This window comes from Streptomyces sp. NPDC055243 (assembly GCF_044544025.1).
Taxonomy (GTDB): domain Bacteria; phylum Actinomycetota; class Actinomycetes; order Streptomycetales; family Streptomycetaceae; genus Streptomyces.
Genome location: NZ_JBITWR010000006.1, coordinates 100,560 through 123,367 on the forward strand (window position 1 = coordinate 100,560; position 22,808 = coordinate 123,367).

Here is a 22,808-nt window from a genome sequence, read left to right on the forward strand (position 1 = left end):
TCAGCCGGGGCCCTCGGTGACGCGTCGCGCCGTTACGGCCTTCCGTGGCAATCGCCGTATGGGGTGCCCGACCCGCACCAACAAGCCGCCCCCGCCTCCGGCGGCCACCCCACAGCCCGGCCCCGCGCCGCCAGTGTCGTTGCGTACTGGGGGAGCAAGGACACGTCCGTTGGCTGGGCACCCTCCGAGGCTGCGAAGGCCTCGTAGGACGGGACCGTGCCCGTGACGATGCCCAAGTTCGGGGTGCCGGAGGCCGACAGTTCCCTTAGTGACGACTCTATGGTCGACAAGTGCGCCTCGTGGGAGGGGTATTCGGATTCCAGCGAGGGGTACGCCGTCAGGAGTTCCTCCAGTTCCGGTGACGGCCAGTGCAGGACCGCCACCGGGAAGGGGCGGGACAGGGCCTCCCTGTACGAGCCCAACTCCGCCTGGATGCGGGAGATTTCCGCGCGGAGTTCCGCCGGGTTGTCCGAGCCCAGGGACCAGATTCGCTTCGGGTCGTGCAGTTCGTCCAGGGGGACGGGGGATGTTGACACCTCGTCCGCCATCGCGTCCCACGCGTCGTGTTCCGCTCCCAGCAAGCGGCGCACCCTGTGGCGGCCGAACAGCAGTGGGCGTTGTTCGTACGACGGGGCGCCGCCGGAGCCGCCGGGCGGGAGCAGGAGCTCCAGGGCCTGGGTGAAGGTTTCCTGCGCTTGGGTCAGTTCGTCGTGCGCTTCCAGCGACTCCGCCACGATCACCCACGGCGCCGGGTCGCGAGGTGCCGCCGCCCGTACTCCGTCGATGATCGCCCTTGCCTCCGCCTCGTGGCCGTACTCCCAGAGGTTCGAGGCCTTGAGGGCTCGGATGAGGGTCGGGGCCGACGCCGGGTGGGGGGCGTCCGGGGCCAGTAGGCGGTCGTAGAGCGTGGTCGCGCGGTCGCGCTCACCCGCCAGCTCCAGGTTGGCCGCGGCCTGGAGCAGCAGGTGCTCGGTGTCCTCGGGGTACAAGCCGGCGGTCCGCTCCAGGCGCTCGGCTTCGGCGATGTGATCGGCAGGCGTGTCGGGGCGCATACGGGACACCGTACTGCCGAGTGGGGGCGTTACAGCAGGGTTGCCGTGCAGATCAGGGCGGCACACTTTCGAGGTTCGGGCGGCTCAATCCGCTGTGGGCGCCATGGCTTGTTGGCGGGCTTGGGCTTAGCCTGCCGCCCTCTTGGGACGGGAGGTGCCGGGTGCGCATGCGGGTGCGGGTGCGGGAACGAGGACGGGGACGGGGACGGGTGGAGCGGGTTCCTGTTGTTGTGCAGGGGCGTCGGCGTGGGGCGGGGCGGGGGAGAGGCGCTCGGCTCGTGTGGGGGGCCGCCGAAGCCGCCGTCACCTGCGGGCTCGTCCTGCTGCTTCTCGTCGCCCATCAGCTCTGGTGGACCAACCGGCAGGCCCGCGAAGGCGCCGAGCGCAAGGTCGAAGCCCTTGAGCGGGAGTGGGGGGAGCGGGGGGAGCGGAGGGACCGGGGGGACCGGGGGGATGCACCCTCCGGCTCGTCCGATGCCGGTGCCGACGTCGCCGACGAGCCCCCGCCTGACGCCGTCCCCGACTCCGGTGAAGCCCCCGGTCACGCCTTCACCCGCCGCCAGAAACCCGCCCCCACCCCCGACTGGGACCAGGCCTACGCGGTCCTCCGCATTCCCCGCATCGGAATCCGCGTCCCCGTCGCCGAGGGCATCAGCAAGAGCGGCGTACTCAACAAGGGGTACGTCGGGCACTACCCGCGCACAGCCCAGCCCGGGGAAGGCGGGAACTTCGCTCTCGCCGGGCATCGCAACACCCACGGCGAGCCCTTCCGCCGCATCGACCGGCTCGGGGACGGGGACCGGCTCGTCGTCGAGACCAAGAAGGCCGTCTACACGTACGTCGTCGACAAGACCCTCGCCCAGACCTCGGCCCGCGACAGCGGCGTCATCCGCCCCGTACCCCGCAGCCTCGTGAAGGCCGGGCGCGGATACAGCGCTCCCGGGTACTACATCACCCTCACCACCTGCACCCCCGAGTACACCTCCAAGTACCGGCTCATCGTGTGGGGGAAGCTGCAGTCCATGCGGCCCCGGTAGGCCCCGGTAGGGCGCGGTAGGGCGCGGTAGGGCGAGGCGGGGCGGGGCAGGGCGGGGCAGGACGCCCTCTACGGCCGGCGGGGCCGATCCTGTATAACGGGCGGTAGGCGACATGAGGTTCGATACGTTCGATACGTTGCTGCGTCAATGAGCCAGGAGAACCGAGCCAGGAGAGGGGGGACCCGGAAGTGCAGGACGTGATCCGTAGCTGGAAAGCCGCTCTTCGTCCCACCGGCCTTCTCCTCTTCCTCCTCGTCGAGGTCGTCCTCCTCGACGCGAGCAGCCTCACCGCCGCCGTCGCGCTCGCCGCGACCGCCGCCGCGGGCTCCGCGCTCGCCGTCTGCTCCCTGATCGCCGCGCGTTGCGCGCCCGCCGTGCCCCGTACTCGGGTGCGTACGGCCATCCGCGACCGCGAGAAGCGCACGGCGTTCCTGCCGCAGCGCGATCCCGACGCCTCCGGGCGCAGGCGCCCCCGAGCACCGGGCCGTCTCGTCATGACGGCCGCGTAGGGAACAGCACCTCTACCGATCCACCGAGTCCCCTCGCGGGCCGTCACGCCGAAAAGAGCCTCAGCGCACACCAGCGCACCAGCTCCCTCACCTCTTTTCCTCGGCACGACGAGCCCCACGGAGGGCCTCTCCATGTTCGATTTCCTGTCCGGATTCATGTCGCTTTTCGCCGATCTGGTCGGCTCCCTCGCCGATCTGCTCGAACCGCTCTTCCATGCCTCCGCGATGGCCGCCGCCATCGTCCTGTTCACGGCGTGCGTACGACTCCTCGTCCATCCCCTGTCGCGGGCGTCGGCCCGTGGCCAGAAGGCGCGCGCCAAGCTGTCGCCGCAGATCGCCGAGTTGCGCAAGAAGCACGGAAAGAACCCCGAGAAGCTGCAGAAGGCAGTCCTTGAGCTGCACGCCGCGGAGAAGGTCTCGCCGCTCTCCGGGTGCCTGCCCAGCCTCTTCCAGCTCCCGGCGTTCTTCCTGCTCTACCACCTGTTCTCCAACTCCAGCATCGGCGGCGAGGCCAACGCGCTGCTCGGTCACAAGCTCTTCGAGGCGCCCCTCGGCGGGCGCTGGGCCGACGCGCTCGCCGACGGCGGGGTCTTCGGGGCGCAGGGGCTCGTCTATCTCGGCCTCTTCGTGATCGTGGCCGCCGTCGCGACCTTCAACTATCGGCGTACGAAGCTGCAGATGGCGGCGGCGCCCGTGAGCGGCGGCGCCGACGGCCAGCAGATGCCCGGCATGGGCGCGATGACCAAGGTCATGCAGTTCATGTCGTTCATGACGCTGTTCACCGTCGCCTTCGTGCCGCTCGCCGCCGCGCTGTACGTGGTCACCAGCACGACCTGGAGCGCGGTCGAGCGTGCCGTTCTGTACCGCGACATGCCGTACGGCGCCGGAGCGCTGGCTACCGCCCAGTAACGGTCCGGTCTGTGAACAGGGTCTTGCGGGATGGACGGCGACCTTGGAGGATCGGCCAATCCTCCGACGATGGCCGCAACCCTTTCGCGAGCTCTCGACTCTGCTCGAGAGCAGGGGAGCCCCGATCCGGGCCACGCGATCGTCGGAGGTGAGTGGGCGCGCTCGACCAAGGGAGATTGACCATGAAGCTGCTGCGAGTCGGTACGGCGGGGGCCGAGCGCCCGGCGCTGCTCGATGCCGAAGGCACGCTGCGGGACCTTTCAGGGACCGTCACGGACATCGACGGTGCGCTGCTCGCCGACACGGCAGCCCTCGACCTGATCAGGTCCGCCGCCGAGGCGGGCGAGCTGCCCGCGCTCGACGCGGCGGGGCTGCGGGTCGGGCCGCCGGTCGGCCGGATCGGCAAGGTCGTGTGCATCGGGCTGAACTACCACGACCACGCGCAGGAGACCGGGGCCACGCCGCCCGCCGAGCCCGTCATCTTCTTCAAGGCGGCGGACACGGTGGTCGGCCCGAACGACACGGTCCTGGTGCCGCGCAAGTCGGTCAAGACCGACTGGGAGGTCGAGCTCGCGATCGTCATCGGGCGCACCGCGCGCTACCTGGAGTCCCACGAGCAGGCGCTCGCGCACATCGCCGGGTACGCGGTGTCGCACGACGTGTCGGAGCGGGAGTTCCAGATCGAGCGCGGCGGCACGTGGGACAAGGGCAAGAACTGCGAGACGTTCAACCCGCTGGGCCCGTGGCTGGTGACGACGGACGAGGTCGGCGACCCGCAGGACCTGTCCCTGAAGCTCTGGGTCAACGGAGAGCTGAAGCAGGACGGGACCACGGCCCAGCAGATCTTCCCGGTGGCCGAAGTGGTGCGCTACGTCAGCCAGTTCATGACGCTGTACCCGGGTGACGTCATCAACACCGGTACGCCGGCGGGGGTGGCCATGGGGCACGCCGAGCCGAAGCCGTACCTGCGGGCCGGTGATGTGGTGGAGCTGGAGATCGAGGGGCTGGGCAAGCAGCGCCAGGAGCTGAAGGACGCGTAGCCCTTCGGGGCGGGGGCGCGGCGGATTCTTGGTGCCCCGGGGTGGAGTCGGCTGGGGCCATCGCCGACTCCACCTGCGGGTGCGTCGTGGCTGGGCGCGCAGTTCCCCGCGCCCCTGACGGGGCGCACCCCGCGGCCCTACACGAACCGCTCCAGCGCCTCCACCACCAGCGCGTGGTCCGCCGCCTGCGGGAGTCCGGAGACGACCACCGTGCCGATCACGCCCGCGCCCCGCACCGCGATCGGGAACGCGCCGCCGTGCGCCGCGTACACGTCCGGGTCCAGGCGCGAGGACTCCTCGAAGGTCGTTCCCTTGGCGCGGAAACGCGTGCCGACCAGGAACGACGAGCAGCCGTAGCGTTCGACGACGCGGCGCTTGCGGGCGATCCAGGCGTCGTTGTCCGGCGTCGAGCCCGGCAGGGCCGCGTGGAAGAGCTGCTGGCCGCCCCGGGTGATGTCGATGGCCACCGGGGCCTGGCGCTCGCGGGCCAGGTCGACCAGGAGGGTGCCGAGCGCCCAGGCGTCCTCGTACGTGAAGTGGGGGAGCACCAGGCGCAGTTCCTGGGTCTCCAGCTCCTCGACCGTGGGCGGGCCCGTCGGCGTGGGGCTCGTCATACGACCACCGTCACACCGTCGCGGGCCGAGCGGCGAGCCGCCTCCAGGACGTCGAGGGCCGACGCGGCCTCGTACGCGGAGACGGGGTTCCGGCCGGTGCCGCGGATCGCGGCGGCCACGGCCGCGTAGTACGCGGGGTAGTCGCCCGGCAGCGTCCTGACAGGGTTGCCGCCACCGGTCAGCGGGGACTCGCCGGAGCCGACCCGGCCCCACATGCACTCGAGCTCCTCGCCCCAACCGTCCTCGCCGGCGGGCCGCTTGCCGTCGCGGAGTGCGGCCTCCTGCGGGTCGAGGCCGTACTTCACATAGCCCGCCGCCGAGCCGAGCGCGCGGAAGCGCGGGCCGAGCTGGGCGGTGGTGGCGCTCACGTACAGGTGGGAGCGGACGCCGCCCCGGTGCGTGATCGCGATGAAGGTGTCGTCGTCGGCCTCGGCGCCGGGGCGACGGACGTCGGACTCGGCGTACACGGTCTGGGCGGGGCCGAAGAGCACGAGCGCCTGGTCGACGACGTGGGACCCGAGGTCGTAGAGCAGACCTCCGATCTCTTCGGGGTTCCCGGACTCGCGCCAGCCGCCCTTGGGCTGCGGGCGCCACCGCTCGAAGCGGGACTCGAAGCGCCATACGTCGCCGAGTTCGCCCTCGGCGATGAGCTTCTGGAGGGTGCGGAAGTCGTTGTCCCAGCGGCGGTTCTGGAAGACGGAGAGGAGCAGGCCGCGGTCGTCGGCGAGCGCGGCGAGCTCGCGCGCCTCGGCGGCGGTGCCCGCGATCGGCTTGTCCACGACGACCGGGAGGCCCGCCTTGAGGGCGGCGGTCGTGAGCGAGACGTGCGTCTTGTTCGGGGAGGCGATCACCACCAGGTCGAGCTCGTCCGCGCGGGCCCAGAGGTCGTCCGCCGACGCGGCGAAGCGCAGGGCGTCACCGAACTCGGCGCGGGCCTGGGCCTGCCGCTCGGGGTTCGAGGTGACGACCGTGTCGAGGACGAGGCCCTCGGTGGCGGCGATCAGCGGGGCGTGGAAGACGGAGCCCGCGAGGCCGTATCCGATGAGGGCTACGCGAAGAGGGGACCCTGTGGACCCTGTGGAGCCGGTACCAGTCATGCGTTCCACTTAAGCAACGGTGTTGCCAAAGCGCAAGCGCGGGCGACAATGGGGGTGTGAACAGCACTGATACGGCGAGGGCGGGCGGCGGCAGCGGCGCCGGTGGCAGAGGGAACGGCGGCAGGGGAAGCGGCGGCAGGACGGGTGCCGCCGGAGTGAACCTGCCGGCGCTGCGCGGGCACAACGCCGCCCTCGTGCTCGACCTGCTGCGCACGGCGGGCGAGGCCGGCATAAGCCGCCTCGAACTGGCCGAGCGCACGGGGCTCACTCCGCAGGCCGTCAGCAAGATCACGGCGCGCCTGCGTACGGAGGGTCTTGCGGCGGAGGCGGGCCGCCGGGCGTCCACGGGCGGCAAGCCGCGGACGCTGCTGCGCCTGGTCCCCGACGCGGGCCATGCGGTCGGCCTCCACCTGGACCGCGACGAACTGACGGCGGTCCTTGCCGACCTGACGGGCCATGTGGTCGCGGAACGGCGGGCGCCGCTGGAGTTCGGGGACGGCGCGGAGGCCGTGGTGGACGCGGCGGCGGGGGTGGTGCGGGAGCTGGTCCAAGAGGAGCGGGCCCCTGGGGATGCGGGGCTGCTCGGTGTCGGGGTCGCGCTCCCGGGCCCGCTCGACCACGCCGACGGAGTACTGCACCGCGTGACCGGTTTCCCCGCGTGGGACGGCTTCCCGCTGCGGGACGCGTTCGCGGGGCGCCTGGGGATGCCGGTGGTGGTGGACAAGGACACGAACGCGGCTGCGCTGGGCCTCGCGCTGGGCGGGGTGGCGGACTCCTTCGCGTATCTGCACCTGGGCACGGGTCTCGGTGCGGGGCTGGTCCTGGGCGGAGGCCTCTACCGAGGGGCGCGCACGGGGGCCGGCGAGTTCGGCCACCAGGTGATCCAGCTGGACGGCCCGGAGTGCGGCTGCGGAGACCGGGGCTGCATCGAGGCGCTGTGCCTGGCGGCGGTCGCGCGGGGCGACCTGGAGGAGGCGGCGCGGGTGCTCGGGGCGGGTGCGGGCAATTTGGTCAGCCTGCTCGACATCGACCTCGTACTCCTCGGCGGCCGAGCGGTCCTCGCGGACGAGGAGCGCTTCGTACGAGGGGTGGGCGAGGTCGTCACGGAACGCGCCCGGCGGGGCGGCGGAGACAGAGAGATCCCGGTCGCTGTGGCCCCCGGAGGCGACAGAGGCGTGGCGGAGGGTGCCGCCCAACTCCTGCTGGCCCCGCTCTTCGGCAGGGCGGACGTGGCGTTTCCGACGGGGCGGGGGTAGGGGCTGCGGTCGAGTGGAGCCACTAGCGGTCCCGGCCGCCGGGGTCAGCCTCGCCCCCTGCAATCGCAATTAAACGAAAGTCGGCTGATAGGGGGACTTACGCGGGGCAGTCGGCCGTACGCCGTTGTGGCGGGGGTGTGGGGTTTTAGGGGCGTGGCAAGGTCGCCGTCCGTGGCCAGTGTGTGTGGCCTTCGTTCGACAGGTCTCGACAGTCTTCTGACGGCCCCCGCTCCCGTCCGCGTACAGCAAAGGCCCTTCATGCGACTCCGCCGCTCTCTCGCCCCCGGTGTCACCGCCGTTGCCGCCGCCCTCGCGACCGGGGCGATCGGGGCGGCTCCAGCGGCCGGGTCCGTGCAGCGGCCGTATGCCGCGCAGCCCCCCATCTGTTCCGCTCCCAACGGGCAAGGTTTTCCCATCGGGACGCGGATCGTAGGCGGGCCGCCCGGCTACGAGGCCGGTGGCGGCTACCGGAGCTGGTCCGTCGAGCTGGCCAACACCACCCGCGGCACCTGCGGCAACATCCACCCCGTCGTCGTCATCGTCGACAAGGAGCGCGAGCTGCGGCCCCGGCAGATCCAGCTGGAGTTCCGCGCCGGCAAGCGCTGGCATCCCGTGGAGTTCGAGCGGACCGACCAGGACGAGAACGTCGGCGTCTTCGACGACGGTTTCCCCGGGTTCAAGGTCAGGGCAGGGAAGACCCGCACCGTCAAGGTGCGGCTCTCCTTCACCTCCGAGGCCCGCTCCGAGCGAGCCGTCATCTCCGCCGCCGTCGTCCAGCGCCGCGTCGACGACGGCGACTGGGTGGGCGAGTCCGACGACTACCCCTTCGGCATCGACCCCGGGGGCGACATCGGCGGTGACCGCAGGGACGAGAGCGGACCTGACGTGAGGGAGGACGGGGTGCGCGACCGGCAGGAGGCCGATGGCGGCACCAGCAGTGGAGGGCGCGAGCGTCTCGACGCCGGCGGGTCCTCGTACGCCGATGAACTCGCCGCCACAGGACCCCGCGCCCTGCTCGGCGTCAGCGCCGTCGCCGGTGCGCTGTTCGCCGGGGGCTGGGCCCTCGTCGTGGGGACCCGGCGGCTGCGGGCCGCGCGAAGGCGCTGAGCCCCCGACAGGACACCGCACCCGCCGAGCCGCCGCCCCGCACCCTCCGTTCACCCACCTGTTCACGTACGTCTGCGAACATCCCTGCGTGGACAACCCGAACTCCCCGCACCCTCCCGCGCACCTGCTCGACCAGGCCCCCGGCGCCCCCATCCGCTCCGGCATCCCCGAGCACGGCCGCATCCCGAAGTACTACGCGGTGAAGGCCCGGATCGCCGACCTCATAGAGGAGTTGGGGGACGGGCAGACGCTGCCGACCGAGCGGGACCTCGCCGTGCGGTACGAAGTCGCCCGGGAGACCGTGCGGCAGGCCCTGCGTGAGCTGCTGCTCGAAGGACGGCTGCGCAGGCAGGGGCGCGGCACCGTCGTCGCGGGCCCCAAGCTGGAGCAGCCGCTGTCCCTCGCGAGCTACACCGAAGGCGTACGCAGGCAGGGGCGCACCCCTGGGCGCCATCTCATCTCCCTCGACCGCTTCCCCGCCCCCGAAGCCCTCGCCGCCGAGATCGGGGTCGGGCAGGGGGAGCCCGTCTGGCACATGGAGCGTGTGCTGCTCGCCGACGACGAGCGGGTGGGGCTTGAGAGCACGTACGTCTCCGTCGCCCGCGTCCCCGCGCTCGACCGGGACTTCGAGCCCGACTCCTCCTTCTACGCCTACCTCCGCGACCGGCTCGCCATCTCCTTCGGCGACGCCGACGAACGCATCGAGACCGTCCTCGCCACCCCCCGCGAGGCCCTGCTCATCGGCACCCCTCCCGCGCTCCCCATGCTGCTGATCCACCGCGTCTCGCGGGACACGTCCGGCCACCCGCTGGAGCGGGTCCGCACCCTCTACCGGGGCGACCGGTTCTCCTTCACCACGCACCTGGGCAACGGCGGCGCCTGAACGGCAGAGCAACTTCCCCTCCCCGTACGGCGATCGAATCCGAATGACTCAGACGGATAACGAGAACGTAACGGGTCTAGGCCAAGCTTGGGTGGTCGTTCACCATCCCGTTGCCGTCAGGACCACAGCGGGTCACCCGTCCCCAGGAGCGTTGCCGTCGTGAGAGTCATCGTCGTAGGAGCCGGCGTGGTGGGAACCATGCACGCCTGGCACGCAGTGGAACGCGGCCACGAGGTCGTACAGATCGAGCGCGAGAGCGAGGCCCGCGGAGCCTCGCTGCGCAACTTCGGGCAGATATGGGTGAGCGGCCGCGCCGGAGGCGAGGAGCTCGACACCGCCCTTCGGGCCCGTGAGCTGTGGGAGGAGATAGGCGCGAGGGTGGCGGGCATCGGCTTCCGGGCCAACGGCTCCCTCACCCTCGTACGCAACGAGCGCGAGCGCGCGGTCGCCGAGGCCGCCCTCGCCCGCCCCGACGCCGCGGCCCGCGGCTACAAGCTGCTGGACGCCGACGAGGCCCGCGCCCTCAACCCGGCGCTGCGGGGCGACTTCACCGCCGGGCTGTGGTGCGAGCGCGACGCCGCCGTGGAGCCGCGCACCGCTCAACTGCGGCTGCGGGAAGCGCTGCTGGCCTCGCCCCGCTACACCTTCCTGCCCGGCCGCGAGGTCCGCGAGGTCGTCGGTGAGAACGCGGTGCGGGACGACCACGGTGACGTACACACCGGTGACGTCGTCGTGCTCGCCACCGGCGCCTGGCTCGGCGGCCTCGTCCGCGAGCTGGCCGGGCCCGACCTGCCCGTGCGCCGCGTGCGCCTCCAGATGATGCAGACGGAGCCCCTCGGTGAGGCGCTCACCACCTCCGTCGCCGACGCGGACAGCTTCCGCTACTACCCCGCGTACAAGTCGGACGCCCTCGACGCGCTCAACGCGGGGCAGGCGCAGGCGCCGACCGCCGCCGAGCACAAGATGCAGCTCCTGATGGTGCAGCGCAAGGACGGCGGCCTGACCATCGGCGACACCCACGAGTACGAGCACCCCTTCGCCTTCGACACCCTCGAAGACCCCTACGACCACCTCACCGAGGTCGTCGAGGGCTTCCTGGGGCGCCCGCTGCCGAAGATCAAGCGGCGCTGGGCCGGGGTGTACGCGCAGTGCGTCGACACGGCCCGCGTCGTGCACCGCCAGCAGGTGCGCGAGGGCGTGTGGCTGGTCACCGGGCCCGGCGGGCGCGGCATGACGTGCTCGCCCGCGATCGCCGAGAAAACCGCCGACGAGTTGGGATGGTGAGGGAGTTGACCGCAGTGACCGCACACACGGCGACGCGCACGGGCAGCGGCATCGGCCTCGTGGTGCTGGACATGGCCGGGACCACCGTCGCCGACGGGGGCCTCGTCGAGCAGGCCTTCTCCGCCGCCGCGCGGGAGCTCGGCGTCGAGCCGGACTCGGCCGACCACGCCGAGAAGCTGGACTACGTGCGCGCCACCATGGGCGAGTCCAAGATCTCCGTCTTCCGGCACCTGTTCGGGGACGAGGTCCTCGCCCAGCGGGCCAACGTGGCCTTCGAGAAGGCGTACGGGGAGCTGGTCGACGGGGGTCTGATCGCGCCGATCCCCGGCGCGCGGGAAGCCGTCGAGGAGCTCAAATCGGCCGGTCTGACCGTGGTGTTGAGCACCGGGTTCGCGCGGGTCACGCAGGACGCGATCCTGGACGCGCTGGGGTGGCGGGACCTGGTCGAGCTGACCCTGTGCCCCGCTGACGCGGGCGGCCGGGGGCGGCCCTACCCGGACATGGTGCTCAGCGCCTTCCTGCGCACGGGGGCGGTGGACGGCGTCCACCAGGTCGCCGTCGTGGGCGACACGGCGTACGACATGAAGAGCGGGGTGCGGGCCGGGGCCGGTGTGGTCGCCGGAGTGCTGACGGGGGCGCATGACGCGGAGGCGCTGCGGGGGGCCGGGGCCACGCACGTCCTTGACTCGGTCGCGGAACTCCCCTCCATACTCAGGGGTGTTGACGAGTGAGCGCCGCCGTCAGCACCGGCGTCAGCGCCGGCACCCCTACGCGCGTGCGCAGCGGTATCCGCTTCGACCGGGTCTCGGTCGCCTACGGCAAGAACACCGTCCTGGACTCGCTCGACCTGACCGTCGAGCCGGGCGAGGTCATGGCCCTGCTCGGTCCTTCCGGCTCGGGCAAGACGACCGCGCTGCGGGCCGTCGCCGGGTTCGTGCGGCCCGCGTCCGGGCGGGTGTTCATCGGGGAGCGCGACGTCACCGGCCTTCCGCCGCACCAGCGGGGGATCGGGATGGTCGTCCAGCAGTACGCGCTCTTTCCGCACATGCGGGTCGAGGACAATGTCGCCTTCGGCATGAAGGCGCAGAAGGTCGCCAAGTCCGAGATTCCCGGGCGGGTCGCCGAGGCGCTTGAGATGACGGGGATGGCGTCGTACGCCAAGCGGTTTCCCCGGGAGCTTTCCGGTGGGCAGCAGCAGCGGGTCGCGATCGCGCGGGCGTTGGCCATTCGGCCGGGGGTGCTGCTGCTGGACGAGCCGCTTTCCGCGCTCGACGCGCAGTTGCGGTCGGGGATGCTGGGGGAACTCGCCCGTTTGCACCGCGAGTTGCCCGACGTCTCCATTCTTTACGTCACCCATGACCAGGTGGAGGCCTTGACCCTGGCGGATCGGATCGCCGTCATGGACCGGGCCCGGTTGCGGGACTGCGGGACTCCGCAGGAGCTTTATCGGGCGCCTCGGACTGAGTTCACGGCATCTTTTGTGGGGAACGCGAATCTGCTGCCGGTGACGGTCGGCTCGGGTGATGTCACCTTCGGTGGGGTCGAGTTGAAGGTCGACACGGGGGAGGTGGCTCGGGGGGCCACGGCCACGTTGTGTGTGCGGCCGCATGTGGTCGGCCTGGGGGAGGGCCCCAATCCCCTGAAGGGCAGCGTTGCCGAGGTGCAGTGGCGTGGTGCCACCCACCGGTTGTACGTCGATGTCGGCGGACAGCGGGTGAAGGCGGACCTACGGGAGCTGCGGACCCCGCCGGGTATCGGTGACGAGGTCACGCTGCACTTCGCGCCGGAAGACGCGGTGCTGCTGTCTGGTGGTGTGACCGATGGCTAGCCCTGGTGGACGCCTCGTTGACGGTGACCCGGCGTCGGAGGCTGTGCCCACCCGTCCCGCCCTGCGGGACGCCTGCCCACAGCAGGGGCGGCCGGACGGCTCGTCCGGGGAGGGAAAGGGCGGCAGCCCTTCGCCGAAGCGGCGGATACCCGGTTTCGTCTGGGCCCTGCCCCCCATCGCTCTCCTCGCCCTCTTCTTCCTCTACCCCCTCGCCCTCGTCGTCCAGCAGTCCGTCCAGCCCGATACCGGCGGGACCTCCCTTCAGCCCTACTCCGACGTCTTCGCCTCCGAAGCGTTTCGGGAGGCGCTCGGGACCACCGTGTGGCTGGCCGTCGGAGCCACCGTCGGGTGTCTCGTGCTCGGGTTCGCGCTCGCGCTGATCATCGCCTTCGTGCCGTTCCCGGGAGGGAAAGCCGTCGCCCGGTTCATCGACGTCTTTCTCTCCTTTCCGTCCTTCCTCATCACCCTCGCCCTGCTGTTCATCTACGGCACCAAGGGCATGGCCAACGGGATGTGGACGGATGCGACGGGGGCCGCGGACGGGCCCTTTCAGTTCCTCACCACTCCGTGGGGCGTTCTCCTCGCCGAGATCACGTACTTCACGCCCTTCGTGATGCGCCCGCTCCTCGCCGCGTTCTCGCAGATCGACACCGCCCAGCTGGAGGTCGCCTCCAGCCTCGGCGCGAAGCCCGGCCGCATCATTCGGCGGGTCATCCTGCCCGAGGCGCTGCCCGCCCTCGCCGCGGGCGGCAGCCTCGTACTCGTCATGTGTCTGAACGAGTTCGGGATTGTTCTCTTCACCGGAGCCAAGGGAGTCACGACCCTTCCCATGCTCGTCTACAGCAAGGCCATTCTCGAGTCCGACTATCCGGCGGCCTGTGTCGTCGCCGTGGTCAACATCGCGATCTCCGTGGGTCTTTACAGCCTCTACCGGGTGGTGAGCCGTCGTGTTGGTGCATAGCCGCAAGGGAAAGCTGGCCACCTGGGTTCTCTTCTTCGTCTTCTTCCTGCCGCTCTTCGCGCTGCCTCTCCTGGTGATCCTGGCGGCCTCGTTCTCCTCGCACTGGTCCGGCGCCTTCCCGTCCGGATTCACCACGGAGCACTACGCGTCCGCCACCCGCGGGGAGTCGCTCCAGGCGCTCACCACCAGCCTGGTCACCGCCGTCGGCGCCAGCCTGCTCGCGCTCGCCGTCGGGTCCTGGGCCGCGCTCGCCGCCGCCACGCTGAAGAGAGGGGGCAAGCGCGTACTCGACACGCTTTTCATGCTGCCGGTGGCCGTGCCCTCCGTCGTCGTCGGGCTCGCGATCCTCGTGGCGTTCAGCAAGCCGCCGATGATCCTCAACGGCACGCGCTGGATCGTGATCCTCGCGCACACCATTCTTGTCACGGCGTTCGCCTACCAGTCGGTTTCGGCTGCCATCGTCCGTCTCGACCCGGCGTACGAACAGGCCGCCGCATCGCTCGGTGCCCGGCCCGCGTACGTCCTGTGGAAGGTGAAGCTGCCGCTCCTGCTGCCGTCGCTGAATGCGGCCGCGGGCCTGTGCTTCGCGCTCTCCATGGGCGAGTTGAGCGCCACGATGATGCTCTACCCGCCGGACTGGATGCCGCTGCCCGTGCAGATCTACGCGGCCACCGACCGCGGCTCCCTGTTCACCGGCGCCGCTGTCGCGGTGGTCCTGATGGCGGCGACGCTGCTCGTCCTCTTCGCCGTCTCCCGCATCCGCACCCGCGCCTCCTACCGCTGAGCCCGAACCCTCCCCGAAGGAGCACGAACGTCATGTCGCGTCACACCCGCACCAGAGCGCTCGCCGCCGTCTCCGGCAGTCTCGTCCTCGCAGGCTCCCTCACCGCGTGCGGCGGCGAGTCCTCCGCGTCCGACGCGAAGGAGGTCACCGTCTACAGCGCCGACGGCCTCAAGGGCGAGAACGGCGACGGCTGGTACGACCAGGTCTTCAAGGACTTCGAGAAGAAGACCGGCATCAAGGTGAACTACGTCGAGGGCGGCTCCGGCGAGATGGTGCAGCGCGCCGTCCGCGAGAAGTCCAACACGCAGGCCGACGTCATCATCACCCTGCCGCCGTTCATCCAGCAGGCCGACGAGAAGGGCCTGCTCCAGGCCTACAAGCCGGAAGGGTCCGACCAGGTCGACGGCGCCGACAAGGCCTCCGACGGCAAGTGGACCTCCGTCGTGAACAACTACTTCGGCTTCATCTACAACAAGAAGGAGCTCGGCGGCTCCAAGGCGCCCAAGACCTGGGAGGACCTCACCGACTCCGCGTACAAGGACAAGGTCCAGTACTCCACGCCCGGTGTCGCGGGCGACGGAACCGCCGTGCTCATCAAGGCGATGCACGACTTCGGCGGCAAGAAGCCCGCCATGGACTACCTGAAGAAGCTCCAGACGAACAACGTCGGGCCCTCCGCCTCCACCGGCAAGCTCGCGCCCAAGGTCGACAAGGGCGAGCTCCTCGCCGCCAACGGCGACGTGCAGATGAACTACGCCCAGTCCAAGGACATGCCGAACCTCGGCATCTGGTTCCCGGCCAAGGAGGGCGGCAAGCCCACCACCTTCGCCCTGCCCTACGCCGCCGGCCTGGTCAACAAGGCCCCGCACAACGCCAACGCCAAGAAGTTCCTCGACTACCTGCTCAGCCAGAAGGCCCAGCAGCAGGTCAGCGAGATCGGCGGCGGCTTCGCGGCGCGCAAGGACATCAAGGCCACCGACGCGAACGCGGTCGCGCTCGACAAGATCGTCGACGGGGTCGAGGTCTTCGAGCCGGACTGGGCCGACATCTCCGAGAACCTCCAGACGTACGTCGAGGACTGGAAGTCGGCGACCGGTAGCTGAGAGTTCACCGTCGCACCCTTGGCCCCGGGTGTTCGGTAGCGAAAAGATAACGGGTATGGACCCAACGCCCCTGGTTCTCCGGGGGCGTTGGCATGTGCCACCCCTCTGCATCAGCCCCCTCACGAACCGGAGGACCACGTGTCGTCGCACGGCATATCCCGCCGCTCGCTCCTCGTCTCCACCGCCGCCATCGCAGTGGCCGCGGGTCCCCTCGCCGCCGTCGCCAGGGCCGCGGCCAAGACCCCGAAGGTCCTGGTCATCGGCCTGGACGGCGCCCTGCTCAACAGAATCAAGGACGCCGACGCGCCCGCACTCAAGGGCCTGATGAGCGCGGGCCTGACCGCGCCGAGCAGCATCTACGCCAATCCGCTCGCGCCCACCTCGTCGGGTCCCGGCTGGTCGACGCTCATCACCGGCGTCTGGCCCGACAAGCACAGGGTCGTGAACAACGAGTTCACCGGGCACAACCTCGCCGCGTACCCGGACTTCATGACGCGGATCGAGGCCGCGAAGCCCGCCCTGCGGACCTACGCCGTCTCGTCCTGGGCCCCGATCACCGACATCATCTTCTCGGCGAAGGTCGACGCCCGGGTCTCCACGCCGTCCGCCGAGTACGACGCGGGCACCACGAGCCGCGCCGTCGCCGAGGTCAAGAGCGGCAACCCCGACGCGGTCTTCGTCCAGCTCGACAACATCGACCACGCGGGCCACGACAGCGGCGCCGCGAGCCAGGCCTATCTCGACGCGATCCACGGCGCCGACACCCAGGTCGGCCGGATCGTCGCCGCGGTCAAGTCCCGCGCCACGTACGGCTCCGAGGACTGGCTCGTCATGATCACCGCCGACCATGGGCACACCGACCCCGGCGGCCACGGCGGCTCCAGCTGGCCCGAGCGCCAGACCTTCATGATCGCCACCGGCGGCGGGGTCACGGCGGGCTCGGTCCGCCATGACGTCCGCATGCCCGACATCGCCGCCAGCGCGCTCGCCCACCTCGGCATCGCGATCGACCCGGCCTGGGGCCTGGACGGGCGTCCCGTCCAGCAGCCCACGCCGGACGCGTTCGACGCCCTGCGCGCCCAGCTGACCGGTCCCGTCGACGAGACCGGCATCGGCGGCGGGGTCATCGGCTTCACGCACACCCCGCCGAGCGGCTGGAGCGTCGACAACTCCAGGATGGGCGCGGGCGGCATGACCGAGTGGCGCGGCTGGTCCTTCACCACGGACGAGTTCTGGACCAAGGCCGAGCGCGACCAGCGGCGCGAGCTCAACATCCGCGCCCGGAACGTCTTCGCGGTCGCCGACGGCGACGAGTGGACCGACAAGTCCTTCTCCGGGACGTTCGACTCGACGCTGGTCAGCCCCTCGTACACGGTGCGGGGCGGCGCGAAGGCCACCCTCACGTACACGACGTACTACCGCCAGGAGGCCCCGCAGAAGGGCGAGGTGCTCGTCTCGTACGACGGAGGGGCCCCGGTCACGGTGAAGACGTACACCGCGGACACCCCCTCCGTCGTCGAGAACATCGCCCTCCAGGTGCCCGCCGGGGTCACGAAAGCCCAGGTCCGCTTCCGTTACACCGGCGGCAACAACTGGTACTGGGTGATCGACGGGGTCACGATCACCGCTTCCTGATTAGGCTGTGGGGCGTCGGCACAGAGCTGTCCCGGCGTCCCACCGTTACCTTGCTCAACGGAGACCGCAGGAGTGCACCCCATGGCAGAGCGCAAGCCCATCGAATCGTGGCTCACCGACATGGACGGCGTACTCATCCACGAAGGCGTTCCGATCCCCGGCGCCGACGCCTTCATCAAGAGGCTCCGGGAGTCCGGGAAGCCCTTCCTGGTCCTGACGAACAACTCCATCTACACCGCGCGCGACCTCCAGGCCCGGCTGAACCGCATGGGCCTCGAAGTGCCCGTCGAGAACATCTGGACCTCGGCGCTGGCCACCGCGAAGTTCCTGGACGACCAGCGGCCCGGCGGCACGGCGTACGTCATCGGCGAGGCAGGGCTCACCACCGCCCTGCACGACATCGGGTACGTCCTGACCGACCACGACCCGGACTACGTGGTGCTCGGCGAGACCCGGACGTATTCGTTCGAGGCCATGACCAAGGCCGTGCGGCTGATCAACGGCGGGGCCCGCTTCATCTGCACGAACCCCGACGAGACCGGGCCCTCCACCGAGGGGCCGCTGCCCGCCACCGGGGCCGTCGCCGCGCTGATCACCAAGGCCACCGGGCGCAACCCCTACTTCGCGGGCAAGCCGAACCCCCTGATGATGCGGACCGGGCTCAACGCCATCGGGGCGCACTCCGAGACCAGCGCCATGATCGGCGACCGCATGGACACCGATGTCCTGGCCGGTCTCGAGGCGGGGATGGAGACGTTCCTGGTCCTGACGGGGCTCACCTCCCGCAAGGACATCGACCAGCACCCCTTCCGGCCCTCCAATGTCGTGGACTCCATCGCCGACCTGGTGGACCGCGTATAACCACCCGTTTGCCGCACACGGGAGGCGTGTGATGCCGCCGCGCGTGAACCTCGGAACAGGAGGTTCACGATGCGTAGAGGAACACTCACCCTGCGTGGCATAGCCGGGGCGGCTGTCCTCGCCGCGCTCCCCGTCGTCGCCACGGTGCCGGCGCACGCCCATGAGCAGGACAAAGTGCGTGCCACGGTCACCCCGTCCACCGCCGAGCCCGGGGCCAAGGTCGAGATCAGCGTCTCGGGGTGTGAAGGGACGACCGGGTCCGCCGGGTCCGGCGCGTTCACGGGGGACGCGAAGCTCACCGGCAGGGACGGCGAGAAGTACTCCCTGAACGGCTCCGCCACGATCCGCAACGGCGTCGAGGGCTCGTACGACATCACCGTCATCTGCGACGGCCACCCCCACCAGGGCGTGGGCACCGTGCAGGTCGGCCGGCACCACACCGCCCCCGTCTCGCCGGTCCGCGCGGGCGGCGGCGGCACCGCGCAGCTGGCCGCGCACGCCCAGGAGGCGGGGCCCGGCACCCGGCACGCGGTGATCGGCCTGGTGCTCGCGGGGGTGGCGGCCGTGGCCGTGGCGTTCCGCAGTGTCCGCCGGCGCCGCTCCGAGTGACGGGCGGCCACTGACATGTCGGGCCACGAGGGGTCGGCGGGCCACGGGCGGTTCCTCACCGGACTCGCCTGGGCGCTGGTGCTTGTCGGGCTCTGGCTGTGGGGCAGCGAGATCACCGACGTACGCGGCGGTGTCTCGGAGCCCACGAACGGTGACGTGGCGGCGGTGGGCCGGCCGTTCGCCGTCGAACTCCCGGACGCGCACGAGCCGTTGGGTGCGGCCAGGCCGCTGAGCGTGGACGTTCCCTCGCTGAAGGTGCGGGCGCCCGTGATCGCCCGCGGGCTCGACCGGGACGGCGCCATCGATCCGCCGCCCTTCACCGAGGCGGCCTCCGTCGGCTGGTACGGCGGCGGGACGCGCCCCGGCGCCGAGGGCACCTCCCTGTTCGTGGGCCACGTCGACACCGAGACGCGCCCCGCCGTCTTCTACGACCTCAGCGCGATGCGGCCGGGCGAGAAGATCCGGGTGACCCGGGACGACGGCTCGGTCGCGGAGTTCACCGTGGACGACGTCCAGGTCATCAGCCGGGACCGCTTCGACGCGAAGAAGGCGTACGGCCCCCACGAGAAGGGCCGCGCCGAGCTCCGCCTGATCACCTGCGGCGGCACCTTCGACCGGACCGCCAAGACGTACTCGGCGAACGTGGTGGTGTCCGCCTACCTCACCGGGGTGGGGCCGTAGGGGTGGCGCCCGGGCGCGAGGGCACTCCCGCCGCGCTCGCGCCCCTGGCGCCACCCCTGACGGCCCCTTCCCGGACGGCCCGCAGGCCCAGGGCCCCGAAGACCGCCGCGAACACGGACCAGAGCAGGGCGTGCGAGGCGACCGAGAGGACGCGGAAGTCCCACAGGAGCGCCGCGTCGACCGGGACCGGGTCGGGGTTGTCCGGGAGCAGGAAGAGCGCGGCCAGGACGGCGACCGTCGTGAGGGCCGCCGCGAGCTGCCGCGCCGGGACGGATCTGGCCGCGAGACGTACGTACACCTGCCAGGTCAGGAGCGTGCCGAGGACGCCGATCGCGACGGCCGCGAGCCACATCGCCTGGCGCTCGCCGACCGTGCCCGCGTCGCCGACGCCCGGCGGGTTCGCCGGATAGCGCAGGCCGGGCAGCAGCGAGAGGGCCAGGAAGGCCGCTCCCGCGAAGGTGAGGGCGCGCGGCCACGGAGCCGCGTACGGGTCGCGGCGGTGCACCAGCGCGTACGCCACGGCGAACAGGACGCCGACGGCCAGACCGGCGACGACCGCGGTGACCACCAGGCCGCCGTGCTGGGTGGAGCGCGTGAACAGCTCCTCGTGGTGCCGCGCGGCGTGCGCGTGTTCCTGGGCGGCCGTCCGCTTCTCCTCGGCGCGGATCGCCCGGTCCATCAGCGGCTCGGCGAGGAGCAGGGAGAAGAGGCCGGCGGCGAGGCCCGCCACGCCTCCCGCCACGAGACCCCGGCCGAGCAGGGGCAGAACAGGTGAGGACGAAGGGGATGGCATGGTGCCGTGTCCGTCCCCGGTCAATGGCAGGGGGCGCCGAAAAGGTGCCTGCCGTCGTGGGCGAACTCGTGGAGATGGCCGCCGGTCGCCGAGAGCAGCGAGCCGTTGTCGAAGAAGACGGCGTAGAGCGCGACCAGCGCGATGACGACCGCGGCCGACGCGATGAGCCAGTCGCGGGCCGAGGCCGTGGCGGCCTGCGCCGCCGTGCTTTCGGTGGGCGATGGCGCGGCGTGCAGTGACATGTCGAAGCGCCTCCTCCTGGGGTTTCCACGCCCCGAAGCAGGAGTGCGACGGCTCAGTTCCTGACTTCCGCACGCCACGCGGGCGTTCGGTCACAGTGGCGGGACCGCCCCGGAATCGCACCGGGTTCCTGCAACCGTCGCCTCGATGTATGGACTTGTCCCGGAGAGCCCCGGATCGGGAGCAACCCGGCCCGGTCGGCGGCCCGCTCCCCCCGGAGCCGTCGACCGGGCTGGTCCTCGACCGCGCGCGCACGAGCTGCGGGAGTAACCCGGCGCCGGCGCGGGAGGTTCGGTGGCCAACCCCGCAATACGGGATGGACGATCAGGCCGGGGGCTTGGGCCGTTGAGACGACTCTAGAACGGATGAGCGCTGGAGCCTAGGGGTGGTTTGACGCCAAGTCGTGACCCGCTTCCTCTCCGTGATCGCCGCAGGTGGTGGTGGTTCCCGGGATGACCTTCAGGAAGGTTCGGACCAACTGCCGCGCAGCACCGTGTCGTCGAGCGATCCCTTGATCACTTCGGTGGCGACCAGCTCCATGACCAGCCGTTCTCTACGCGCGTACCGTCGCAGCGCCTGGAAGGCCTCGTCCACACCCGTGTGCCAGCGTTCGGCGAGTATGCCTTTGGCCTGTTCGATGCGTACGCGGCTGGTCAGAGCGCCCTGGAGCTGTGTGGCGAGGACCCGATACTCCGTGTAGGCGCGGTGATTGTGCAGCCCCAGCGCGGCGGCGTCGGCGATCGCCTGCGCCAGACGCAACTCCCCGTCGGTGTGCGGGACCAGGGTGGCCTCGGGCACGAAGACGTTGAGCGCGCCGAGCAGGGCCTCGCGCTGGCGCAGCGGAACCGCGTAGGTGATCCCGATGCCGCGGCGGCGGGCAAGCGCGGTGAACTCCGGCCAGCGCTTGGCGGGTTCGGCCGTCGCGAGCCGCACCGGCGGCACGGGCAGCCCGGTGCCGAGGCTCTCCACGCAGGGTCCGCCGCTCTGCTGGGCCCCCAGCAGGTCGAGCGCCAGGTCCCGTGGGTGGCCGCCCGCGGCGACCGAGTGTGTGCCCGCGCCGTCGAAGATGACTCCGGCGGCAGTGGCGTCGAGCAGCTCTACGCAGTGGCCCGCGACCCGGCTGAGATAGAGATCCGGGTCGAAGTCGTCGTCCAGTGTGTTCGTGGTCTCCACCAGGACTTCGGCCAGCCGTAGTTCAGAGGTGTGATCCCGCATGATCTCCTCCCCATGAGCGCCACCCCGCGCCCTGCGCCTACCCCCGGGCGCCGAGCTGTAACAGGTCTCCAACAGGTCTCCGCAGCCGACGGGCGGGCCTCGTGGGCCGGGAGTGCGTATGTCAGGATTGAGAATCGGACAGTGCACCCAAGGGGGAGTGGATGTACCACAAAGGCACCGGCCGCGGTCATCGGATCGCGGCCCGGGGGGTGAAGGCTGCGGCGGCGTTTGCGGGGGCGGCGCTGCTGCTGTCGGGGTGCTCCTCCGATGACGGCTCGGGCAACGAGGAATCGTCGGGACAGCCCATCAAGCAGCAGCCCAAGGGCTCCGACCCGTACTGGGTCAACCCGGAGGGGAACGCGGCCAAGCAGGTCGCCTCGTACGAGAAGGACGACAAGAAGGACGACGCCGAGCTGATCCGCAAGATCGCCGAGCAGCCGGTCGCCGAATGGATCGTCCCGGAGAACGCGGAGGAGCAGTCGCGCGGCTTCACCGAGGCCGCCGAGAAGGCCGACCGCGACGCCCTGTTGGTCCTCTACAACATCCCGCACCGCGACTGCGGCCAGTATTCGGGCGGCGGCGCGGCCGACGGCAACGAATACAGGAAGTTCATCGACCAGGTCGCCGCGGGCATCGGCGACCGGCGGGCCACGGTCATCCTGGAGCCGGACGCGGTGCTCCACATGGTCGACAACTGCACGCCGGAGGAGTTCCACGAGGAGCGGTACGACCTGCTCAAGGGCGCCATCGAGAAGCTCAAGTCCCTGAAGAACACGAAGGTGTACCTGGACGCGGGCAACGCGGGCTGGAAGAACCCGGACTCGCTCTGGGAGCCCTTGAAGTGGTCGGGCGTCGAGCAGGCCGACGGTTTCTCGGTCAACGTCTCGAACTTCCAGACCACCGAGGCCAGCACGGAGTTCGGCAAGAAGCTCTCGGCGAAGATCGGCGACAAGCCGTTCGTCATCGACACCGCGCGCAACGGCAACGGCCCGTACACCAAGGGCAAGGACACCTGGTGCAACCCGCCGGGCCGCGCGCTCGGCGAGGCGCCGACCACCAAGACGTCCGACCCGCTCGTGGACGCGTACCTCTGGATCAAGCGGCCCGGTGAGTCCGACGGGACGTGCAGGGGCGGGCCGAAGGCCGGTCAGTGGTGGCCCGAGTACGCGAAGAGCCTCGCGGCGGCGGCCAAGTAGGAGCGCCCCGCAAGGGGCGCGGGGAACTGCGCGAGCAACCACAAAAGAGCCGCAGTCGCGTCTGCCGATTCATCTGGCAGACGCGACTGCGGCTTTTCGCGGGCTGAGCGCGCA

General features: G+C 71.0%; 24 protein-coding genes and 1 riboswitch. Of the genes, 18 read left to right on the top strand and 6 right to left on the bottom strand.

What is annotated here, in order from left to right; translation table 11 throughout:
* Positions 1-32: 32 nt before the first annotated feature.
* Complete coding sequence (locus ACIGXX_RS19100) at positions 33-1,052, bottom strand: SEC-C metal-binding domain-containing protein (RefSeq protein ID WP_399977049.1); 1,020 nt, start codon at positions 1,050-1,052, stop codon at positions 33-35.
* 278 nt (positions 1,053-1,330) lie between these two features.
* Here ACIGXX_RS19100 and ACIGXX_RS19105 point away from each other — a divergent pair, with 278 nt between their 5' ends.
* The 4 genes from ACIGXX_RS19105 to ACIGXX_RS19120 all read left to right on the top strand — a co-directional run bounded on the left by ACIGXX_RS19105 (position 1,331) and on the right by ACIGXX_RS19120 (position 4,547).
* Positions 1,331-2,089: a class E sortase gene (locus ACIGXX_RS19105; protein ID WP_399977052.1), complete on the top strand. Its 759-nt coding sequence runs from the start codon at positions 1,331-1,333 to the stop codon at positions 2,087-2,089.
* A gap of 197 nt (positions 2,090-2,286) precedes the next feature.
* Complete coding sequence (locus ACIGXX_RS19110) at positions 2,287-2,598, top strand: DUF6412 domain-containing protein (RefSeq protein ID WP_351164731.1); 312 nt, start codon at positions 2,287-2,289, stop codon at positions 2,596-2,598.
* A gap of 144 nt (positions 2,599-2,742) precedes the next feature.
* Positions 2,743-3,507: a YidC/Oxa1 family membrane protein insertase gene (locus ACIGXX_RS19115; protein WP_399977586.1), complete on the top strand. Its 765-nt coding sequence runs from the start codon at positions 2,743-2,745 to the stop codon at positions 3,505-3,507.
* 182 nt (positions 3,508-3,689) lie between these two features.
* Positions 3,690-4,547 carry a fumarylacetoacetate hydrolase family protein gene (locus tag ACIGXX_RS19120; RefSeq protein WP_351164730.1) on the top strand — a complete coding sequence of 286 codons (858 nt, stop codon included), beginning with the start codon at positions 3,690-3,692 and terminating at the stop codon, positions 4,545-4,547.
* Positions 4,548-4,684: 137 nt separating this feature from the next.
* On the opposite strand, the gene ACIGXX_RS19125 is transcribed toward ACIGXX_RS19120, so the two are convergent.
* Positions 4,685-5,161 (bottom strand): heme-degrading domain-containing protein, encoded by a 477-nt coding sequence (locus tag ACIGXX_RS19125; RefSeq protein WP_383822423.1) that lies wholly within the window; start codon positions 5,159-5,161, stop codon positions 4,685-4,687.
* Positions 5,158-6,258, bottom strand: coding sequence for a Gfo/Idh/MocA family oxidoreductase (locus ACIGXX_RS19130; protein ID WP_366463807.1), 1,101 nt, complete (start codon positions 6,256-6,258; stop codon positions 5,158-5,160). The genes ACIGXX_RS19125 and ACIGXX_RS19130 overlap by 4 nt, the downstream gene beginning before the upstream one ends.
* Before the next feature lie 56 nt (positions 6,259-6,314).
* Between ACIGXX_RS19130 and ACIGXX_RS19135 the strand changes: the two genes are divergently transcribed.
* From ACIGXX_RS19135 to ACIGXX_RS19195, 13 genes are all read left to right on the top strand, one after another.
* A complete protein-coding gene (locus ACIGXX_RS19135) occupies positions 6,315-7,514 on the top strand; it encodes an ROK family protein (protein ID WP_399977058.1) in 1,200 nt (399 codons plus the stop codon).
* A gap of 258 nt (positions 7,515-7,772) precedes the next feature.
* Positions 7,773-8,621 (top strand): hypothetical protein, encoded by an 849-nt coding sequence (locus ACIGXX_RS19140; RefSeq protein ID WP_399977061.1) that lies wholly within the window; start codon positions 7,773-7,775, stop codon positions 8,619-8,621.
* Positions 8,622-8,709: 88 nt separating this feature from the next.
* Complete coding sequence (locus tag ACIGXX_RS19145) at positions 8,710-9,504, top strand: GntR family transcriptional regulator (RefSeq protein WP_351164726.1); 795 nt, start codon at positions 8,710-8,712, stop codon at positions 9,502-9,504.
* Between the two features lie 159 nt (positions 9,505-9,663).
* Positions 9,664-10,788, top strand: a complete 1,125-nt coding sequence (locus tag ACIGXX_RS19150) for a TIGR03364 family FAD-dependent oxidoreductase (RefSeq protein ID WP_361470834.1) — start codon at positions 9,664-9,666, stop codon at positions 10,786-10,788.
* Positions 10,782-11,519: a phosphonatase-like hydrolase gene (locus ACIGXX_RS19155; RefSeq protein ID WP_399977065.1), complete on the top strand. Its 738-nt coding sequence runs from the start codon at positions 10,782-10,784 to the stop codon at positions 11,517-11,519. Before ACIGXX_RS19150 ends, ACIGXX_RS19155 begins: the two co-directional genes overlap by 7 nt.
* Before the next feature lie 44 nt (positions 11,520-11,563).
* Positions 11,564-12,616, top strand: a complete 1,053-nt coding sequence (locus tag ACIGXX_RS19160; protein ID WP_361470855.1) for an ABC transporter ATP-binding protein — start codon at positions 11,564-11,566, stop codon at positions 12,614-12,616.
* A 43-nt stretch (positions 12,617-12,659) separates the two neighbouring features.
* On the top strand, positions 12,660-13,577 hold the full coding sequence (locus ACIGXX_RS19165) for a 2-aminoethylphosphonate ABC transporter permease subunit (RefSeq protein WP_399977068.1): 918 nt from the start codon (positions 12,660-12,662) through the stop codon (positions 13,575-13,577).
* A complete protein-coding gene (locus tag ACIGXX_RS19170; RefSeq protein ID WP_399977071.1) occupies positions 13,564-14,361 on the top strand; it encodes an ABC transporter permease in 798 nt (265 codons plus the stop codon). The genes ACIGXX_RS19165 and ACIGXX_RS19170 overlap by 14 nt, the downstream gene beginning before the upstream one ends.
* 32 nt (positions 14,362-14,393) lie before the next feature.
* The gene (locus tag ACIGXX_RS19175) at positions 14,394-15,464 is read left to right on the top strand and encodes a 2-aminoethylphosphonate ABC transporter substrate-binding protein (RefSeq protein WP_366463810.1); all 1,071 of its coding nucleotides are present in this window, start codon (positions 14,394-14,396) and stop codon (positions 15,462-15,464) included.
* A 138-nt stretch (positions 15,465-15,602) separates the two neighbouring features.
* Entirely contained in the window at positions 15,603-17,099 is a 1,497-nt protein-coding gene (locus ACIGXX_RS19180; protein ID WP_399977075.1) for an alkaline phosphatase family protein, read from the top strand.
* Positions 17,100-17,180: 81 nt separating this feature from the next.
* Entirely contained in the window at positions 17,181-17,960 is a 780-nt protein-coding gene (locus tag ACIGXX_RS19185; RefSeq protein WP_249589729.1) for an HAD-IIA family hydrolase, read from the top strand.
* A 69-nt stretch (positions 17,961-18,029) separates the two neighbouring features.
* Positions 18,030-18,569 (top strand): hypothetical protein, encoded by a 540-nt coding sequence (locus ACIGXX_RS19190; protein ID WP_361470841.1) that lies wholly within the window; start codon positions 18,030-18,032, stop codon positions 18,567-18,569.
* A gap of 15 nt (positions 18,570-18,584) precedes the next feature.
* Complete coding sequence (locus tag ACIGXX_RS19195; protein ID WP_351164717.1) at positions 18,585-19,250, top strand: class F sortase; 666 nt, start codon at positions 18,585-18,587, stop codon at positions 19,248-19,250.
* Here ACIGXX_RS19195 and ACIGXX_RS19200 read toward each other — a convergent pair.
* From ACIGXX_RS19200 to ACIGXX_RS19210, 3 genes are all read right to left on the bottom strand, one after another.
* On the bottom strand, positions 19,231-20,043 hold the full coding sequence (locus ACIGXX_RS19200) for a CbtA family protein (protein ID WP_399977080.1): 813 nt from the start codon (positions 20,041-20,043) through the stop codon (positions 19,231-19,233). The genes ACIGXX_RS19195 and ACIGXX_RS19200 overlap by 20 nt on opposite strands.
* 20 nt (positions 20,044-20,063) lie before the next feature.
* Positions 20,064-20,285, bottom strand: a complete 222-nt coding sequence (locus ACIGXX_RS19205; protein ID WP_351164714.1) for a CbtB-domain containing protein — start codon at positions 20,283-20,285, stop codon at positions 20,064-20,066.
* Positions 20,286-20,317: 32 nt separating this feature from the next.
* Positions 20,318-20,439: riboswitch (cobalamin riboswitch) on the bottom strand.
* A gap of 303 nt (positions 20,440-20,742) precedes the next feature.
* Entirely contained in the window at positions 20,743-21,498 is a 756-nt protein-coding gene (locus tag ACIGXX_RS19210) for an ANTAR domain-containing protein (RefSeq protein ID WP_351164713.1), read from the bottom strand.
* 161 nt (positions 21,499-21,659) lie between these two features.
* Here ACIGXX_RS19210 and ACIGXX_RS19215 point away from each other — a divergent pair, with 161 nt between their 5' ends.
* The gene (locus ACIGXX_RS19215; RefSeq protein WP_351164712.1) at positions 21,660-22,694 is read left to right on the top strand and encodes a glycoside hydrolase family 6 protein; all 1,035 of its coding nucleotides are present in this window, start codon (positions 21,660-21,662) and stop codon (positions 22,692-22,694) included.
* Positions 22,695-22,808 lie beyond the last annotated feature (114 nt).

Coding starts and splice junctions, on each gene's coding strand:
- ACIGXX_RS19200 (WP_399977080.1), bottom strand. CDS start 20,043: ATGCCATCCCCTTCGTCCTCACCTGTTCTGCCCCTGCTCGGCCGGGGT.
- ACIGXX_RS19190 (WP_361470841.1), top strand. CDS start 18,030: ATGCGTAGAGGAACACTCACCCTGCGTGGCATAGCCGGGGCGGCTGTC.
- ACIGXX_RS19140 (WP_399977061.1), top strand. CDS start 7,773: ATGCGACTCCGCCGCTCTCTCGCCCCCGGTGTCACCGCCGTTGCCGCC.
- ACIGXX_RS19185 (WP_249589729.1), top strand. CDS start 17,181: ATGGCAGAGCGCAAGCCCATCGAATCGTGGCTCACCGACATGGACGGC.
- ACIGXX_RS19120 (WP_351164730.1), top strand. CDS start 3,690: ATGAAGCTGCTGCGAGTCGGTACGGCGGGGGCCGAGCGCCCGGCGCTG.
- ACIGXX_RS19195 (WP_351164717.1), top strand. CDS start 18,585: ATGTCGGGCCACGAGGGGTCGGCGGGCCACGGGCGGTTCCTCACCGGA.
- ACIGXX_RS19155 (WP_399977065.1), top strand. CDS start 10,782: ATGGTGAGGGAGTTGACCGCAGTGACCGCACACACGGCGACGCGCACG.
- ACIGXX_RS19215 (WP_351164712.1), top strand. CDS start 21,660: ATGTACCACAAAGGCACCGGCCGCGGTCATCGGATCGCGGCCCGGGGG.
- ACIGXX_RS19210 (WP_351164713.1), bottom strand. CDS start 21,498: ATGCGGGATCACACCTCTGAACTACGGCTGGCCGAAGTCCTGGTGGAG.
- ACIGXX_RS19100 (WP_399977049.1), bottom strand. CDS start 1,052: ATGCGCCCCGACACGCCTGCCGATCACATCGCCGAAGCCGAGCGCCTG.
- ACIGXX_RS19175 (WP_366463810.1), top strand. CDS start 14,394: ATGTCGCGTCACACCCGCACCAGAGCGCTCGCCGCCGTCTCCGGCAGT.
- ACIGXX_RS19205 (WP_351164714.1), bottom strand. CDS start 20,285: ATGTCACTGCACGCCGCGCCATCGCCCACCGAAAGCACGGCGGCGCAG.
- ACIGXX_RS19130 (WP_366463807.1), bottom strand. CDS start 6,258: ATGACTGGTACCGGCTCCACAGGGTCCACAGGGTCCCCTCTTCGCGTA.
- ACIGXX_RS19125 (WP_383822423.1), bottom strand. CDS start 5,161: ATGACGAGCCCCACGCCGACGGGCCCGCCCACGGTCGAGGAGCTGGAG.